This is a genomic window from Streptomyces sp. NBC_00464, assembly GCF_036013915.1.
Lineage (GTDB): Bacteria > Actinomycetota > Actinomycetes > Streptomycetales > Streptomycetaceae > Streptomyces.
Genome location: NZ_CP107899.1, coordinates 2,847,566 through 2,864,179 on the forward strand (window position 1 = coordinate 2,847,566; position 16,614 = coordinate 2,864,179).

General features: G+C 68.7%; 16 protein-coding genes and 1 pseudogene. 9 read left to right on the forward strand and 8 right to left on the reverse strand.

The annotated features are described in order from the left end of the window. Positions 1 to 58: 58 nt before the first annotated feature. Positions 59 to 1,042, forward strand: coding sequence for a helix-turn-helix domain-containing protein (locus OG912_RS12440; RefSeq protein WP_327709391.1), 984 nt, complete (start codon positions 59 to 61; stop codon positions 1,040 to 1,042). Positions 1,043 to 1,056: 14 nt separating this feature from the next. Continuing rightward, positions 1,057 to 1,876, forward strand: a pseudogene (locus tag OG912_RS12445) (hypothetical protein). 12 nt (positions 1,877 to 1,888) lie between these two features. On the opposite strand, the gene OG912_RS12450 reads toward OG912_RS12445, so the two are convergent. Then, positions 1,889 to 3,013, reverse strand: coding sequence for a GNAT family N-acetyltransferase (locus OG912_RS12450; protein WP_327713405.1), 1,125 nt, complete (start codon positions 3,011 to 3,013; stop codon positions 1,889 to 1,891). On the opposite strand from OG912_RS12450, the gene OG912_RS12455 reads away from it, so the two are divergent. From OG912_RS12455 to OG912_RS12475, 5 genes are all read left to right on the forward strand, one after another. Continuing rightward, positions 2,978 to 3,136 (forward strand): hypothetical protein, encoded by a 159-nt coding sequence (locus OG912_RS12455; protein ID WP_327709392.1) that lies wholly within the window; start codon positions 2,978 to 2,980, stop codon positions 3,134 to 3,136. The genes OG912_RS12450 and OG912_RS12455 overlap by 36 nt on opposite strands. 227 nt (positions 3,137 to 3,363) lie before the next feature. Next, complete coding sequence (locus OG912_RS12460) at positions 3,364 to 3,846, forward strand: DUF6301 family protein (protein ID WP_327709393.1); 483 nt, start codon at positions 3,364 to 3,366, stop codon at positions 3,844 to 3,846. Further along, a complete protein-coding gene (locus OG912_RS12465; protein ID WP_327709394.1) occupies positions 3,843 to 4,286 on the forward strand; it encodes a TY-Chap domain-containing protein in 444 nt (147 codons plus the stop codon). The genes OG912_RS12460 and OG912_RS12465 overlap by 4 nt, the downstream gene beginning before the upstream one ends. Before the next feature lie 21 nt (positions 4,287 to 4,307). Further along, on the forward strand, positions 4,308 to 5,894 hold the full coding sequence (locus tag OG912_RS12470) for a HEAT repeat domain-containing protein (RefSeq protein ID WP_327709395.1): 1,587 nt from the start codon (positions 4,308 to 4,310) through the stop codon (positions 5,892 to 5,894). A 242-nt stretch (positions 5,895 to 6,136) separates the two neighbouring features. Beyond that, entirely contained in the window at positions 6,137 to 6,826 is a 690-nt protein-coding gene (locus tag OG912_RS12475) for a hypothetical protein (protein WP_327709396.1), read from the forward strand. Positions 6,827 to 6,905: 79 nt separating this feature from the next. On the opposite strand, the gene OG912_RS12480 is transcribed toward OG912_RS12475, so the two are convergent. Next, positions 6,906 to 7,373 (reverse strand): hemerythrin domain-containing protein, encoded by a 468-nt coding sequence (locus OG912_RS12480; RefSeq protein WP_327709397.1) that lies wholly within the window; start codon positions 7,371 to 7,373, stop codon positions 6,906 to 6,908. A gap of 281 nt (positions 7,374 to 7,654) precedes the next feature. On the opposite strand from OG912_RS12480, the gene OG912_RS12485 reads away from it, so the two are divergent. Continuing rightward, complete coding sequence (locus OG912_RS12485) at positions 7,655 to 8,710, forward strand: SGNH/GDSL hydrolase family protein (RefSeq protein WP_327709398.1); 1,056 nt, start codon at positions 7,655 to 7,657, stop codon at positions 8,708 to 8,710. A gap of 17 nt (positions 8,711 to 8,727) precedes the next feature. Beyond that, positions 8,728 to 9,186 carry a GNAT family N-acetyltransferase gene (locus tag OG912_RS12490; protein WP_327709399.1) on the forward strand — a complete coding sequence of 153 codons (459 nt, stop codon included), beginning with the start codon at positions 8,728 to 8,730 and terminating at the stop codon, positions 9,184 to 9,186. Positions 9,187 to 9,258: 72 nt separating this feature from the next. On the opposite strand, the gene OG912_RS12495 is transcribed toward OG912_RS12490, so the two are convergent. The 6 genes from OG912_RS12495 to rpsL form a co-directional block, all read right to left on the reverse strand. Next, the gene (locus tag OG912_RS12495; protein WP_327709400.1) at positions 9,259 to 10,482 is read right to left on the reverse strand and encodes an arylsulfotransferase family protein; all 1,224 of its coding nucleotides are present in this window, start codon (positions 10,480 to 10,482) and stop codon (positions 9,259 to 9,261) included. Between the two features lie 97 nt (positions 10,483 to 10,579). After that, positions 10,580 to 11,548, reverse strand: a complete 969-nt coding sequence (locus OG912_RS12500) for a TauD/TfdA dioxygenase family protein (protein WP_327709401.1) — start codon at positions 11,546 to 11,548, stop codon at positions 10,580 to 10,582. A gap of 456 nt (positions 11,549 to 12,004) precedes the next feature. Next, positions 12,005 to 13,198 (reverse strand): elongation factor Tu, encoded by a 1,194-nt coding sequence (gene tuf / locus OG912_RS12505; protein WP_219573674.1) that lies wholly within the window; start codon positions 13,196 to 13,198, stop codon positions 12,005 to 12,007. Positions 13,199 to 13,358: 160 nt separating this feature from the next. Next, positions 13,359 to 15,488: an elongation factor G gene (gene fusA, locus OG912_RS12510; RefSeq protein ID WP_327709402.1), complete on the reverse strand. Its 2,130-nt coding sequence runs from the start codon at positions 15,486 to 15,488 to the stop codon at positions 13,359 to 13,361. Between the two features lie 38 nt (positions 15,489 to 15,526). Then, on the reverse strand, positions 15,527 to 15,997 hold the full coding sequence (gene rpsG / locus OG912_RS12515; RefSeq protein ID WP_014047773.1) for a 30S ribosomal protein S7: 471 nt from the start codon (positions 15,995 to 15,997) through the stop codon (positions 15,527 to 15,529). Between the two features lie 2 nt (positions 15,998 to 15,999). Beyond that, positions 16,000 to 16,371, reverse strand: coding sequence for a 30S ribosomal protein S12 (gene rpsL / locus OG912_RS12520; protein WP_003948652.1), 372 nt, complete (start codon positions 16,369 to 16,371; stop codon positions 16,000 to 16,002). Between the last annotated feature and the right edge of the window lie 243 nt (positions 16,372 to 16,614).

The following is a 16,614-nucleotide window of genomic DNA, read 5'->3' on the forward strand; positions in this document are numbered from 1 at the left end:
CCGCCGAGACTGACAATCTCAACCGGGGGCCTGACCACGAGGAAGTAGTCCCTTCCTGATGGATACCCCGCAGGTTATCGCGCCCCCGTGCGCCCAGCCCGGCTCCCCCGGCACATCCGGACCCCCTGACGTCACGCCGACCTCCGGCGTCATCCACGTCAACACCCGCCACGTGTCCGGCTTCGTGATCATCGGCAACCACCTCGCCCAGCACCGCGAGCTCTCTCTCATCGCGATCGGCCTCGCCGTCCACATCCAGTCGCTGCCCGCCGGAGCCAAAGTCGGCATCAAGGTCCTCACCGACCGCTTCCCCGAGAGCGAAGCCCGCATCACCGCCGCCCTCCACGAACTCGAAGCCGAGGGCTACCTCCACCGCAGCCGCGTACGACTCCCCAGCGGCCGCGTCGTCACCCGCACCCTCTCGTACAACCAGCCAGGCGCCACCGCCCCCGCTCCACAACGAGAACGACGAGAACCCCGACGGCAGGTGCCCACCGCGCCTGAGCCCGCACCCGCACCCGCACCCGCACCACCCCCTCCCCCCGTAGCGGAACCCGCCGCACCGCCGCTCCCCGCACCCGTCCACGTACCGGCTCCAACGGCGCCCAGGAAGCAGCCCCCGCCGCTCCCCCAGCCCCACACACCCACCCCGGAACTACTCCGAACCGCCGAAGCCGTCCTCACCGACCTCCGCCGCCACGCACCCCAACTCACCCTCAAGGAAGAAGACATCCCCGCCCTCGTTCCCGGCATCGCCGCCTGGCTCGAACGCGACGTTCACCCCGACACCATCCGCCACGCCCTCACCGACCAACTCCCCATCCCCGTCAAACACCCCGCGAAGTTCGTCCGCAGCCGCATCACCGCCCTCCTGCCACCCCCACTCCCCGGCACCGCAGACCTCACCCCACCGCCCCGCCCCAAACCCCTCACCATCCCGCTCCAGAACTGCGACACCTGCGACCGCGCCTTCCGCGCCACCCACCCCGGCCACTGCCGCGGCTGCCGAAGCGACACACACGCAGCCACCTACGCCCTCTGAACGGACCCGCACGCATGGTCAGCTCACCCCACGAAGCAATGCACCGCATCTTCCAGGAGTACCCGGGCCTCTTCTCCCGCGTCTCCGAAGTACTCGGCATCGACATCCCGCCGCCCACCTCCGCGACCGTCCTGCCGAACGACCTCACCGAGAACAGCCCCGTCGAACGTCGCGTAGACACCCTTCTGCGCATCGAGACGCAAGACGACGGCCCCTTCCTCCTCGCCGTCGAAGCCCAAGGCAAGAAGGACCCCCGCAAGACCACCAGCTGGCCCTACTACGTCAGCTACCTCCACAACCGCTACGGCGCCCTCCCCGTCCTGCTCCTGGTCGTCTGCCAGGACCACACCACCGCCCAATGGGCCGCCACCCCGATCACCATCGGCCTCCCCCAATGGCCCACCCTCACCCTCAACCCACTCGTCGCCGGACCCCACAACATGCCCGTCATCAAGAACGTCGCCGAAGCTGTCCGCCGCACTGCGCGACGTACCCGAAACCATTGCCGAACCCATCGCCGAACTCACCGCACAGGGCCTGGGCAACCGCCCGGCCGCACAACAGTGGAGGAACCTGGTGGCCGTGGATACCTCTTTCTACAAGTCCTTCATGTCCGAAGAAATCCGGGACGAAGGACGAGCCCAAGGCCGAGCCCAAGGACGGGCCGAAGGGCTCCTGCTGATCCTCGAAGCACGCGGTATCGCCCTCACCGACGAGCTCCGACAGAACATCACCACCTGCACCGATTCCCGCCTGCTGAACCAGTGGCTCCAGCGCGCCGCCACCGCTACCACCACCGCGGAAGTCTTCGCCGAGGATCCCGAGGGTCACTGAGCGGCCAGGCCATCAGAAGCCGAAGGAGTTGTGCGGTTCGGAGTCGGCCCGGAACATCCGGGCAAGCTGTCCGCTCGCGCCCTCGGTGTGCTGCGTGAGGTGGCCCGCATACGCGAGGTCGTGCGCCGACATGCCGCCGAAGTAGAGCGTGCTGAGCGCAGCGAGCGCGACGATCAGGTCTGCCGGCTCGTCGGTCGGCATGCACGTCACCGCGGCATCGTCTGCCCGGAGCTGCCATGTCCCGTTGTTCTCCGGACACATCCGGTCGTCGTCGATGGTGAATCGCAGCGTGCCGGGCGTGAGGTACGCGCGTTGCGTCAGGGCGCGCGGGACGTCGAGAAGGCGCGCCCAGAGGTTGTCCGTCTGGCGGGTGACGCGCATCGCCCGCGGGTTCGCCAGCATCCATCGGAGGGGTTCGTCGCGCGGACGGGCGGGCGCCACGACGGTCTTGGTGAGGTCGAAGTCGATGAGGAGCCCCCACAGAGCGCGGTAGGCCACCGGGTTCATCGCTTCCAGAGCTTCCACCACGAGCGTTCCCGCCCGGTCCGCGGTCGGCGACCACGGCAGTCGGAAGTTGGCGATGCCGTCCACATCGCCGCGCTGGTCTCGGTGGACGAGGAAGCGCAGCGGTCCGTTCGTACCGTCCGCTTCGTCGGACAGTCCGTCCCATCGCCCGGGGAGCGGACTGAGCTCCCCGACGCGGTGTGCCCGAACGTCCGCATGCACCCGGGGCCAGGCCTTCTGCGCGTCCGCAGCGCCGATCAGCTCCAGCGACCCGAGATCCGGCGCTGACGGAAGTAGGGCCGCTTCGTGACGCGCCAGCTCCCACCGGGTGCGGTAGGTCGCGGGCGAGAACCCGAACCGTCCGTAGATGCTGCCCTCGCTCGCGCTGAGCATCGCCAACGGCTCGCCCCGCTCCAGAGCCGCATCGAACATGGCCTGCATCATCCGCCGCAGGCAACCGCGCCGGCGATGCGTCGCGATCACCCCGGTGGAGGTGACGCCGGCCATGCTGACCGTCCCTCCGCCGGGGACCGTCACCTCGAAGGAGATGGTCCCCGACGCACCGACGCACCTGCCGTCGGCGAACGCCGCGATCGGGTGGAAGGACTCGTCCGCAGTGTCGGCTGCGGCCAGCTCTTCGAGCTGATCGGCGTCGGCGGGCGCGCGCTGCGGAGGCCATGGCTCTGGGCCGCCGTGCCACGCGGCGTCCGCGGGCTCCCACTCGGCATGCCGTTCGCGAACGGCAAGGTCCGGTAGTACGCGGCCATCTCGTCGCGTCGCGGCGGGCGGACTTCAGTCACCATGCCGGATATTGCATCCCCGTCCGCGCAGCCGGGCAACCACATATCCGTGGGCCACCGGGATGTGGGTGTCAGAGCAGCGTGTGATGATCGGCGGAATGTCAGCCGCACGGGTGAGGAGGACGGGGGCGGGCCGGTAAGAGTGGTGCCGCGCCTCCGGGGCGTATGACGCAATGGCGTGCGTTGAGTGATACCGAGGTCGTCGAACTTGCCGCACGGTTGCGGTCGTTGGACTGTACGTGGGAGCTGGGGGCCACGCCGAGCTCCAGACGGTCCGCACAGTTCACGCGTCAGGCGCTGATGATCCGGCCGCGTTGGGAACTCCTCGACACCGGGTTCAAGCGGCCCGGGCGTGGCTCGTCCCGCAGCAGACGAGCCCAGGACGAGGGGATGGTCGAACGCGTGCGCCTGCGTCTGACCGACTACGCGGCCGAATGGGCCCTGTCCCAGGACGCGTTCGCGAGGATGGCCGCCGCGCTGCACACGTCGTTGGGCACGCCGACGGACCGCAGGCCAGGCTCCCCTGCCGCGGTTCACTGGGCCGGTTCCGACACCACCCTGGTCCTCGAACACACGGGAGATTCGGTGTACTTGGAACTGGTGACCAACAAAAGGCTCTCCCTCGACGAGGAACTCCTGCGGATGGACGAGGAAGGACTGCTGTGACGGGCTGGGACGGGTTCGGGCAGAGGCTCGCCGAGCAGCTGAGCACGCTGGGCGCCGGATCGGTGCTGATCATCCGCGAGGGCGGAGGGACGGGCCGGTACGCGCAGTTCCTGCAGAGCGACGAGGGGGTGGAGGCCGAACTGGTCGGTGATCACGGCCTCGACCCGGCGCTGCGCGCGGGAGAGGAGGGCTCCCGGCTGATCGTCGAGGCGGGCTGGAAGCCTCCCCAGGACACCGTCTACGGCCACAACTGGTGGGCCGAACTGCCCTGGCCGTCGCCTTCGGGCGCGTATCGAAAGCTGGCGGGAATGACGGTGACCGGCCTGCGCGACGGCCTGCGGATCACCGGCCCGGAGGCCCTGGTGTACGAGGCGTGGGACGGGCGCAGAGGCAATCGCGACCTCGTCCTGCCCATGCTGGGCCTCGACCCGAAAACCTGACGAGGGGCGGCGGGCGTCGGCATGACCGCACAGGACGCGCGAGCACAGCGGCTGGCACGGCTCTCCGCGCAGGTCGACTGGCCGAAGGTGGCCGATCTCTACACCGGCGAGCGGTACGGCCCCGAGGTGATGGAAGCGCTCTGGGCGGCCGACCGCGTCACGGCCGACAGGACCTGTATGGATCTGCGCTTCGCGGCCATCGGCGACGGCAGCTCGGTGAGCGGGGCGGCCGCCGAGATACTGCCGTTCCTCGTCGAGGCGGCACGGGATCCGGACGTGACGGTGCGCTTCGAGATCCTGCAGACGATCGCCGACATCGCCGGCACGGGCAACACCGCCCCGACCGCGAAAGTCGACCGGATCCTCGAAGGCAGGTGGCGGCCCACCGTCGACGCGAGGTGGCCGGCCGCCTGGGAGCGAGCCGCCGAGGAGCTGCTGCCGCTGCTCGACGACAGGGACTACGTCATCCGGGGCAGCGCGGTCCGTGCGCTCGCGCAGTCCGCGGCCCACGCGGACGCCCTGATCGCCGACTTCCGTACACGCTTCGACGACGAGCCGGACCCCTGGTCGGCCGGGTGCCTCGTCCTGGGCGTCGGCGAGCTCGCCCGCCACGCCACCCGGCGACGCGGCGAGGCCCTCGCGTGGCTGCGGCACCGTATGACCGTCGAGGGCAAGGGACCGGAACCCGACATCGTCGAGGACGTCGACGCCTGGCTCGCGTGGGACGAGGAGATCCGCCACGATGTCCGGCTCCAGGCGGTGGAGGCCTTGTGCCGCGCCCTGCCCGAGCACGCCGATCCCCTCTACGCCCCCGTCACCCTCGCCGCGCTGCTCGCCTCCTCGGCCTCGACGGCCTACCCGCCCGCGGAGTGCTTCTCCCCGCGCATCGACGTCATCGCCGAGGCCGACCGGCGACTCGGAGCCGACCTGCCCGGACGGCTCACCCTCGCGCACGCGCTGCTGCGCCACGACGGCACCGATGAGCGCGCGGGTGGCCTCAGGATCGCCGCGTCCCTGATGTCCCGATGGCGCTCCGCCGTACCCGCACTCCTGCCGGCCGTGGCCGAGCTCGTGGGTGATGCCCGTCCGGAGAACCGTGTCTTCGCCCTGCGCGTCCTCGCCATGTGCGGAGCCGCCGCACGCCCTTGGGCCGACCTCGTCGCCACGCATCTCACCCCGGCCGGCGAACCCGACGAGCTCACACGGGAGCACGCCGCGTGGGCGCTGAGCCGGATGGGCGACGACCGCTGCGTCCCGTACCTCCTCGAACTGCTCCGCACCCGCGGCGATTTCACCCACCGCCCCACGGGTTCGATCGACCGTCCCTGGAACCGCAGCGACCTCAGCCTCGCCGAGGCGCTCGCCCCCTTCGCCCCACTGCCCGAAGATCCGGCGGCGGGGGAACAGATCCCGCACGACCACCGCTCCGACGCGATGGCCGTCGTCCGGAGGCTGTGCCGGCTCCCCACGGACCCCGCGCAGGTCACACCGCACCTGCGCGCCATCCTCGACGCCGACGAACGCTCCGTACGCCACGACGACTGGCGTTCCGTCCGCGACGACGAGGACCTGTGTGCGGCGGCCCGTGCGGTCCTGGACGCCGGCTGATCCCCGCGAAAGACCCCTGCTTCCGCTTGCCCATGGCCGCCGACAACTCCCCTGCCGAGACGCACCGGTGACGCCCAGTCCGCACTTCTCTACAGTTGTGCCGACACCGGCCACGGGGGGCAGCGATGGCGGAGCCAGGTACGCGACGTCCAGTTGTGCCGCCACCAGGGGCACCGCCCCGCCGGGCCCCCGCGCCTGTCCTCCGCCTCGCGCCCCGGGCGCGGCGCGGCGTCCTGTGGTGGATGGGCTGGCTGGTGCCGGTGATCACCGCGCACCGCCTGTGCTCACCGACCCGCGCCGACCGGGTCAGAGACCGCGCGATCGACAGGGCGCAGATCTGGCGTGGTGCGCTCGGCCTCGCCCTGACCGTCGCCGCCTGGCTGGCCCTCGGACTCGTGCCCGCGAGCGAGATTCCCAAGCGGTTCTGGCAGAGCTTCGCCTACACGGCCGGCGCCATGCTGATCATCTTCAACGTGTGCGGGATCGCGGTCGCACTGGCGTCCAAGGGCCGGAAGTGGGCCGCGACCAAGATGTGGCGCGGCCCGCTCCTCGCCTACGTCCTCACCTGTGCCTCCTGGATGGTCTTCATCCAGACCCGCCTCTCCGACTGGCCGCCGCGCTCACCCGTGACCGCCGTCTGCGGCCTGTGGCTGGGTCTCTTCGGCATGTACGGCATGCTGCTGCTCATCCTCAACGGAGGACGTAGCGCAGACGTCAACGACTGCCTGCCGGTCTTACTGCCGACGTTCTTCATGCTCTGCCTGACCCTGCCCACGATGGGAGACCCGATGTACGACCAGGTCTCCACGCCGGTGCACCTGCTCCTCGGCCTCACCGGGCCGGTGACGCTGGTCCTCCTGGCCTACTGGCAGCTGCGGCGCCTGCGCGTACTGCACGGCGTGCGCCTGTCCGACCTGTCGCAGGGGCCCTGACCGGCCGGCCCACCGCCTCCCGCGACGACGAGGCTCTGTGCGCGGCGGCCCGCGCGGTCCTGGAGGCCGACCGATCCCGTCAGAGGTTCCCGCGCGCGTCCGGATGAGCCGCACGCCATGCCGTCATCGAGAGGTCCCACTCGTCCCCGGACAGCGCGGTGAGCGAGGCCGGGAACAGGCCGTCCTCCTCCTTCGCGATGTGGTGGTACAGCTCGTCGACCGCCTCGCGCAGGCGTACGACGTCCTCGGCGCGCCCCAGATCGACCTGGTCGAGGAACGCGGCGAGCTCACGGTGTTCGGCCACCAGCGCGTCGATGTACCCGGCGTACTCCTCATTGCCGCTCATCACCGCGAAGAGCCCCTGCTCCTCCCCCTGCCAATGGGCCCGCAGCTCCCGCCCCATCCGGGCCACCAGCTCCGCGGCCAGGCCCTGGTCACCGGAGTCCAGGGCGCGCAGGGCGCCGCCCGCCGCGTCGGTGACGGACTCGTGCTCCGCGATGAACTCCTTGATCAGCGGGATCTCACGGCAGCCGCAGTAGTGGCACATACGCCCACTTTGCCAGATATGCACCTTCCGGCAGGCGCCACGGGTGACGACACCCTCCACCCGCGCGACTCCATGCCGGAAGCCCTGGTCGAGCACTCGAGCACGGCTTCGCACGCCTGATGAACCGGCGCACGCCGGCCGTGACGCGTGGACCAAGTTGCCCTACTTCGAGTCTTTTGACCCGCTTAATCCCTTCAAACCGGTTGACATTCAGGAGTGGAATGCCGGACGTTCAGCCGTGTCCCACCGATGCGCCCCAGGGCCGGAGAGATGGCACACAGATGACTTTCGGAGACAGGAACCCGAGCCCGGAGCGCGGGAGGCGCCAGGTGGCGCCCGACGCGGTGACGGAGCAGGTGCACACCACAGGGAGGGTCAAGGACCTGGGGAAGACGTTGCAGTTCAGCTGGCCCGGGGTGTATTTCGAGGGCCGCTTCCGCGGGACCGGCCTCGGCGTGGTGCTCGACTGCGCGGCCGCCGACTACGACGTCCAGGTCGACGGGGTCACCGTCGCCACCCTGGTCACCCCCGGCGACACCACGCACTGGATCAACGGCCTGCGGGACGGCGAGCACACGGTCCGGGTCGTGAAACGCAACGAGACCCCGGGGGACATCAGCACGTTCGGAGGCTTCGTCGCCACGCCAGGGGGTGCCGTGCTGAGCAAACCGGCACCCCGGGACCGCCAGATCGAGTTCATCGGGGACTCCATCACGGTGGGCTACGGCAATGTGTCGGGCACCCGCGACTGCGATCCGGAGCAACTCAAGCGGACCACCAACACCGACGTGAGCCACGGCGCCCTCACCGCCCGGCAACTGGACGCCGACTACCAGATCAACGGCTTCTCCGGCCTCGGCATGGTGCGCAACGTCGCCGGCATCACCCCGGACGTCACGTACCGGACCTACTACGACCGCGCCCTGTTGAACGTGGACGGCGACGTCTGGCAGAACCCGGGGACGTGGCGCCCCCAGATCGTGGTGGTCAACCTCGGCTCCAACGACTTCACCGACCTCACCCCCGGTGAACCGTGGACGCACGACAGCCTCGCGGCCGCCTACCGCACCGCCTACGACGAGTTCCTCCGCGAACTGCGGACGCGCTACGGCGCCGGCACGACCCTCGTGGCCGTCGGCTTCGACCGAAACGACGAGCACGTGCGGCAGGTGGTCGAGGCGCGCAACGACGCCGGCGACAGTGCTGTCCACTACTGGTTCCTGGATCAGTCGGGCCTGGACTTCCTCGGATGTGACCAGCACACCTCGGCCCGCGACGATCAATTGATCGCCGGCCGGCTTGCTCGGTTCCTCAGCAGCCTGCCGACGAAATGGTGAGGGACGGGACTTCCGCCATGCGCACACCGACCACTCAGGCCTGGGCCCTGCGCCCCGCCACCCCCGAGGACCTCGAAGCCATAGTCGAACTCCGGGCCGTCGTGATGCGCCCGGACCTGGTCCGTCTCGGCCGCTACGACGAACACCGGGTGCGCCAGCGGCTGCGGGACTCGTACCTGCCCGAGCACACCTCGGTGATCGTCGTCGAAGGCCGCTTCGCCGGCAGCGTCACCCTCCGCCCCCACCAGGACGGGCACTGGCTGGAGAGCTTCTTCATCGACGAGAAGGTCCAGGGGCGGGGCATCGGCTCGGCCGTGCTGAGCGCCCTGCTGGCCCGTACGGACTCCGAAGGCGTGCCGGTACGCCTCGACGTGCTCCAGGGCAGCGCGGCCCGGCGGCTCTACGAGCGGCACGGGTTCGTCCTGGAGCGCGAGGACCCCGTCGACGTGTTCATGGTGCGGGCGCCCCGCGCCTGAGCGGAAGCCGAGGGCCGGGAGACTCCGGCTTCTTTCGGCAGCAACGACCGACGGCCCGGCAGCATGCGCATGTCACCGGGCCGTCAGGGGCGGCGCAGGTGGCTTTACGCCGGGCTTCCGGTCAGCCTGAAGGAGCCTCGCCGCCGCCCGGCCGGAGACGCGGGAGAGACGGTAGAACGTAGCGCGGCCGGTGTCGGACGATCCGGCTTCCTTCCGGGTCTGCCAGTGCCAGACGGTGCGCCTCGTGGGTGTGACCTCGAACGCCCGGCCCGAGAGGGCGTCGGAGACCAGGATGTTGCCGTTCGGGAGCCGTTCACAACCGCCTGCCACCTCGGTGAAGAATCGTTCATCGGCGCGAGTTCCGTACTCCCATACGATCGCGTGGGTCCTTGGATCCACCTCCAGCACACGAGAACGTCCGACGTCGCTGCCGTTGTCGAGGACCAACAGATTCCCGTTGGGCAACATCGAGGGCTGGTGTTGCCCTGACACCTCACCCGGGCCCCACCACCAGAGAACCCGGAGGGCGTTCGGATCGACCACGGCTATCAGGTCGAGGTCCCGCATCGAGACCAGCACGGCACCACGCGCCCACAGTCCTGCCGGATGCGCGGGCAGGACCTCCAGGGTGTTGGTGTGGAGGATGTCGCAGGGCGAGCCTCGAAGCTGCCGCAACTGCGCGATCGCGCGAGTGACCGGACCGCTGAAGGAGCCCGTCTCGAAGAGCCGGCCGACCTCTCCGGACGGTGCTCCGCAGGCCCGGATGAACGCGCCCTGCCGCGCGAGGATCTTCCCGCGGATCATGGCGGCGAGGGCGGGTTCGGTGGCCAGGATGTCGTAGAGCGACACCTCCCCGATCAGGCCGCCGTCCGCGTCGAGTTCGGCGATCGTGTTGTCCAGCACCGTGGAAGCGAACCCGTCCCCGACGATCCGACGAGGTGACCCGGCCAGCGCCAGGATCCCGCCGCCGGGCAGCAGAGCCAGATCATGATGGGCGGGGATGTCGGCCTGCCACAGCAACGTGGAGTCCGGTGCGAGCTTGATCAGCGCCCGCAGCGGCACCATCGCGAACAGGCAGCCATCGGGGTCCACCTCGACGTGGCTCCAGCCCCGAAGGAAACTCGGCGGGTTGTCCGACTCCGGGAACTGGGCGGCCGTATGGCTCCAGGTGTGTATCTCGGCACCCTTGCGGTCGACAAGCCTGGCGTAAGGGGTGGGGTAGGAAGAGGCCGGGGAGTAGACGAAACAGTCCGCCTCGTCACCGGCCGGAGGCGGGTCGCTGATCAGCTGCGTCACAGGGCACTCCAGGGTCGAATGGTGTGTGCGGAGCGGCGAATCGGTCAGCATCTCCCCGGAGTACGGGGCTGCACCGGACGAGCCCGTGTGCCGCGTCTCAACGGGCGTCGTACGCGGCGAGGGGTTCGCCGCGAAGGGCCTCGGAGGTGAATCCGTCCGGGCCGACCGGGCGGTCGCCGAGCACGGTCACCCGATAGAGGGTGCGGCGGTGTTCGCTGTCGTCGAGGTCGGCCGGCTGGAGGTGGGCGACGGCGCGGTTGTCCCAGACCGCGACGTCTCCGGGTGCCCACTGCCAGCGCACGGTGTACTCGGGGCGGCCGATGTGCCCGTGGAAGAGCTCAAGCAGGTGGTGGCTCTCCCAGGGCAGGAGGCCGAGCAGGTGGGTGACGGACGCGGGCGGTGTGAACAGGGCCCGCTCACCGGTCTCGGGATGGACGCGCACCACCGGGTGCACGGCGAGCAGGGTGTCCTCGGTGAGCCGGCGCAGAATCTCGACGTCCTCCTTGTCGGAGAGCAGCAGTCGAGTGGCGGCGTGCAGGGTGTGTTCGGCGCGCAGCCCGTCGGCGAGCGCACGCAGCGGCTCGGCCAGGCCCTGGTAGGCGGCGACCAGGCTGGTCCACTGGGTGTCGCCGCCGTACGGGGGGACGGCCTCGGCGCGCAGGACGGAGATGGCGGGCGGGTTGGCGGCGGCGGCGAGGTCGACGTGCCAGCCGGAGTGGGGAGCCAGCGCCTTCGGGCGGAAGCGCTCCTCGAACCGCCGCCCATGGCGGGTGTCCTCGACGTCCGGATCGACGGTGAGGATCTCGGGATACCCGTCCGGGTGCACACCGTGCTTGCGGCCCGGTCGCCGGGTCAGTTCGCCGAGACAGCGGCCGAAGGCGATGTGCTCGGCGTGACCGAGCCGCTGGCCGCGGAAGAAGACCACCTTGTGGCGCAACAGAGCGGCGCGGATCGAGGTGATGGCCGAGCCGGTCAGGGGCACTGCGAGGTCGACTCCGTCGAGCACGGCGCCGATACGGCCCGCGAGCCGCCGAACGCCGATGCCGCGATCCAGTGCTTCCGCCATGCGCTTCCTTTCCTCCGGACGGTCGGCGCACCCGGTCGGGCCCACTGCGGAACGGTGTGTCGTCGGGCGGACCGGTGATCCACAGGGCCACGGTCCGGCGCGGGGCGACACGGAGGCGCCGGGGCGTACAACTCGCGCGCCTGCCAAGGGAGTTGGCAAGGCATTGGCGGCGCGCCCTCCATTGTTGTCGCCCCCCGCGCGCCCCGGTCAAGGGGGCACACCACCGGGCGTGACGATTCGGCCACCTTGCGTGTCAATGCATCGTGGTGGAGCGGACCCGCCCCTGCCGACACCCCGAACATGTCGGACCCGGCCTCGGCAACACCCGGACAGCGGGGCGGCAGCCCGTACGCCCGTCGTAAGAAAAAAGAAGGGCCCCGTCCCACCGCTTGCGCGATGGGACGGGGCCCTTCTCGGTGCTCTTGTGCGGAGCTACCAGGTCAGACGCTCAAGGACTTACTTGAGGATCTTGGTGACCTGGCCGGCGCCCACGGTCCGGCCACCCTCACGGATGGCGAACTTCAGGCCCTCTTCCATGGCGACCGGCTGGATCAGCGCGACGTCCATGAGGGTGTTGTCACCCGGCATGACCATCTCGGTGCCCTCGGGAAGGGTCACAACGCCCGTCACGTCCGTGGTACGGAAGTAGAACTGCGGGCGGTAGTTGTTGAAGAAGGGGGTGTGACGGCCACCCTCGTCCTTCGACAGGATGTAGGCCTGGGCCTGGAAGTCGGTGTGCGGCGTGACCGAACCCGGCTTGATGATGACCTGGCCGCGCTCGACGTCCTCGCGCTTGATGCCACGGAGGAGCAGACCGACGTTCTCACCGGCCTGGCCCTCGTCGAGCAGCTTGCGGAACATCTCGATGCCGGTGACCGTGGTGGTGGTCTTCTCGGTCTTGATACCGACGATGTCGACGGTCTCGTTGACCTTCAGGACACCACGCTCGATACGGCCGGTGACGACCGTACCGCGACCGGTGATCGTGAAGACGTCCTCGATCGGCATGAGGAACGGCTTCTCGACGTCACGCTCGGGCTGCGGGATCGACTCGTCGACGGCGGCCATGAGGTCCAGAACGGTCTGGCCCCACTCCTTGTCGCCCTCGAGCGCCTTGAGCGCCGAGACCTTGACGACCGGAAGGTCGTCGCCCGGGAACTCGTACTCGGAGAGGAGCTCACGGACCTCGAGCTCGACGAGCTCCAGGATCTCCTCGTCGTCCACCATGTCGGCCTTGTTCAGCGCGACGACGATGTACGGAACGCCGACCTGGCGGGCCAGGAGCACGTGCTCCTTGGTCTGCGGCATCGGGCCGTCGGTCGCGGCGACGACGAGGATGGCGCCGTCCATCTGCGCCGCACCCGTGATCATGTTCTTGATGTAGTCGGCGTGACCCGGGCAGTCGACGTGCGCGTAGTGACGCGACTCCGTCTGGTACTCGACGTGCGCGATCGAGATGGTGATACCGCGCTGGCGCTCCTCGGGAGCCTTGTCGATCTGGTCGAAGGCCGAGGCCTCGTTCAGGTCCGGGTACGCGTCGTGCAGCACCTTGGTAATGGCGGCCGTGAGGGTCGTCTTACCGTGGTCAATGTGACCGATGGTGCCGATGTTGACGTGCGGCTTAGTCCGCTCGAACTTTGCCTTCGCCACTGGGTCCTCCTGCGGAGTGGTTCTGTACGCCTTGCTTCATCGGCGCCAGGTGATCTTTGCTGGGATGCCGGGGCCCGGGGGCATTCGACGCATTGCTTGCGCGCCGCATCAAATGCCCCACCAGGCTCCGGTGATAAGCCTAAAGCGTCAACTCGGGGAGTTACTCGCCCTTGGCCTTCGCGATGATCTCCTCGGCGACGTTCCGCGGAACCTCGGCGTAGGAGTCGAACTGCATCGAGTAGCTTGCGCGACCCGAGGTCTTGCTGCGGAGGTCTCCGACATAGCCGAACATCTCCGAGAGGGGCACGAGGCCCTTCACGACGCGAGCGCCGCTGCGCTCCTCCATGGCCTGGATCTGGCCACGGCGGGAGTTGAGGTCGCCGATGACATCGCCCATGTAGTCCTCGGGCGTGGTGACCTCGACGGCCATCATCGGCTCGAGGAGCACGGGGGACGCCTTGCGGGCACCCTCCTTGAACGCCTGCGAACCGGCGATCTTGAAGGCGAGCTCCGAGGAGTCGACCTCGTGGTAACCACCGTCGAGAAGGGTGACGCGGACGCCGACCATCTCGTAACCGGCCAGGATGCCGAACTGCATGGCTTCCTGGGCACCCGCGTCCACCGAGGGAATGTACTCACGGGGGATGCGGCCACCGGTGACCTTGTTGACGAACTCGTAGGACGCGTCGCCACCCTCGATGGGCTCGATGGCGATCTGCACCTTCGCGAACTGGCCGGTACCACCAGTCTGCTTCTTGTGCGTGTAGTCGATGCGCTCGACGGTCTTGCGGATCGTCTCGCGGTACGCGACCTGCGGCTTGCCGACGTTCGCCTCGACGCGGAACTCGCGCTTCATGCGGTCGACGAGCACCTCGAGGTGAAGCTCGCCCATACCACCGATGATGGTCTGGCCGGTCTCCTCGTCGGAGTGCACCTGGAAGGACGGGTCCTCCTCGGAGAGGCGCTGGATGGCTACACCCAGCTTCTCCTGGTCACCCTTGGACTTGGGCTCGATGGCGACCTGAATGACCGGCGCCGGGAAGTCCATGGACTCCAGGATGACCGGGTTCTTGTCGTCACACAGCGTCTCACCGGTGGTGGTCTGCTTCAGGCCCATGACGGCGATGATGTCACCGGCGCCCACCGACGCGATCTCCTCACGCTTGTTCGCGTGCATACGGTAGATCTTGCCGATGCGCTCCTTCTTGCCCTTGACCGAGTTCAGCACCGCAGTGCCGGCCTCGAGGCGACCGGAGTAGATCCGGACGAAGGTGAGCTTGCCGAGGTGCGGGTCGCTCGCGATCTTGAACGCCAGGCCGGAGAACGGCTCGTCGTCCGAGGGCTTCCGCTGGATGACCTTCTCCGGGTCCTTCACGTCGTGGCCTTCGATGGCCTCGACGTCCAGGGGGGAAGGCAGGTAGCGGACGACCGCGTCGAGCAGGGGCTGGACGCCCTTGTTCTTGAACGCGGTGCCACAGAACACCGGGGTGACCGTGACGGAGTCCGCGGTGCCCTTCGACGCGAGGGTGATCCGACGGATCGCCTCGTGCAGCTGCTCCTGGGTGGGCTCCTCGCCCTCCAGGTACAGCTCCATCATCGCGTCATCGTTCTCCGAGACGGCCTCGAGGAGCTTGCCGCGCCATTCCTCGGCGGCCTCCTGGAGGTTGTCCGGGATGTCGATGACGTTGTACATCTCGCCCTTGGCGGCCTCTTCGGGGTACACGAAGGCCTTCATCGACACGAGGTCGACAACGCCCGTGAAGTCCGCCTCGGCGCCGATGGGGAGCTGCATGACGATCGGAACGGCGCCGAGGCGCTGGACGATCATGTCGACGCAACGGAAGAAGTCGGCACCGGTGCGGTCGAGCTTGTTGACGAAGCAGATACGCGGCACGCCGTAGCGGTCCGCCTGACGCCAGACGGTCTCGGACTGCGGCTCGACGCCGGCCACACCGTCGAACACGGTGACGGCACCGTCGAGGACGCGGAGCGAACGCTCCACCTCGACGGTGAAGTCGACGTGACCCGGGGTGTCGATGATGTTGATGGTGTGGTCAACATCATTGAGCGGCCAGTGACAGGTCGTCGCGGCGGACGTGATCGTGATGCCGCGCTCCTGCTCCTGCTCCATCCAGTCCATCGTGGCAGCGCCGTCGTGGACTTCACCGATCTTGTACGAGACGCCGGTGTAGAACAGGATCCGCTCTGTGGTGGTCGTCTTGCCCGCGTCGATGTGGGCCATGATCCCAATGTTGCGGACCTTGGCCAGGTCAAGCGAAGTGGTGGCCATAAGGCTCAATCTTCTCTCGGTCTCGATGGGGTAAGCGACTACCAGCGGTAGTGCGCGAAGGCCTTGTTCGACTCGGCCATCTTGTGGGTGTCCTCGCGCTTCTTGACGGCAGCGCCAAGACCGTTGGAGGCGTCGAGCAGCTCGTTCATGAGCCGCTCGGTCATCGTCTTCTCGCGACGGGCACGGGAGTAACCGACGACCCAGCGCAGCGCCAGAGTGGCGGCACGACCGGGCTTGACCTCGATCGGCACCTGGTAGGTGGCGCCACCGACACGGCGGGACTTGACCTCGAGCGAGGGCTTGACGTTCTCAAGCGCGCGCTTCAGCGTGATGACCGGGTCAGCGCCGGTCTTCTCGCGGAGGCCTTCCATGGCGCCGTACACGATCCGCTCGGCGGTGGAGCGCTTGCCGTTGAGCAGGATCTTGTTGATCAGCGAGGTGACAAGAGGAGAACCATAGACCGGGTCAATGATGACCGGGCGCTTCGGGGCGGGGCCCTTACGAGGCATTCTTACTTCTCCTTCTTGGCGCCGTAGCGGCTGCGGGCCTGCTTGCGGTTCTTGACACCCTGGGTGTCAAGGGAGCCGCGGATGATCTTGTAACGAACACCCGGCAGGTCCTTCACACGGCCACCACGCACGAGCACGATGGAGTGCTCCTGCAGGTTGTGTCCCTCACCCGGGATGTAGGCCGTGACCTCGATGCCGGAGGTCAGACGCACACGCGCGACCTTCCGGAGCGCGGAGTTCGGCTTCTTCGGGGTGGTCGTGAACACACGCGTGCAGACGCCGCGGCGCTGGGGCGAACCCTCGAGCGCGGGCGTCTTGTTCTTCTCGACCTTGTCCTGCCGGCCCTTCCGGACCAGCTGCTGAATCGTAGGCACTACTTCTCCGGTTTCTGTGTGCCGTCGGTGAAACTAACCTGGAACACTCACCGACCCACGCGGTCGGGTGTGTCGAATACTGCGGGCCACTCCCCTGGAGCAGTGGAAGCACAGATTGCGGTGGCCAAAGACGGGTTCGCCGTGCGGTTGAGGACACGCACGCAAACCCAGGCACACCCCAGGCACAAGGTCTGAGCGTACCTACCTCATCGACTCCGGTCAAAACAAATGCTGTCCGCCCCG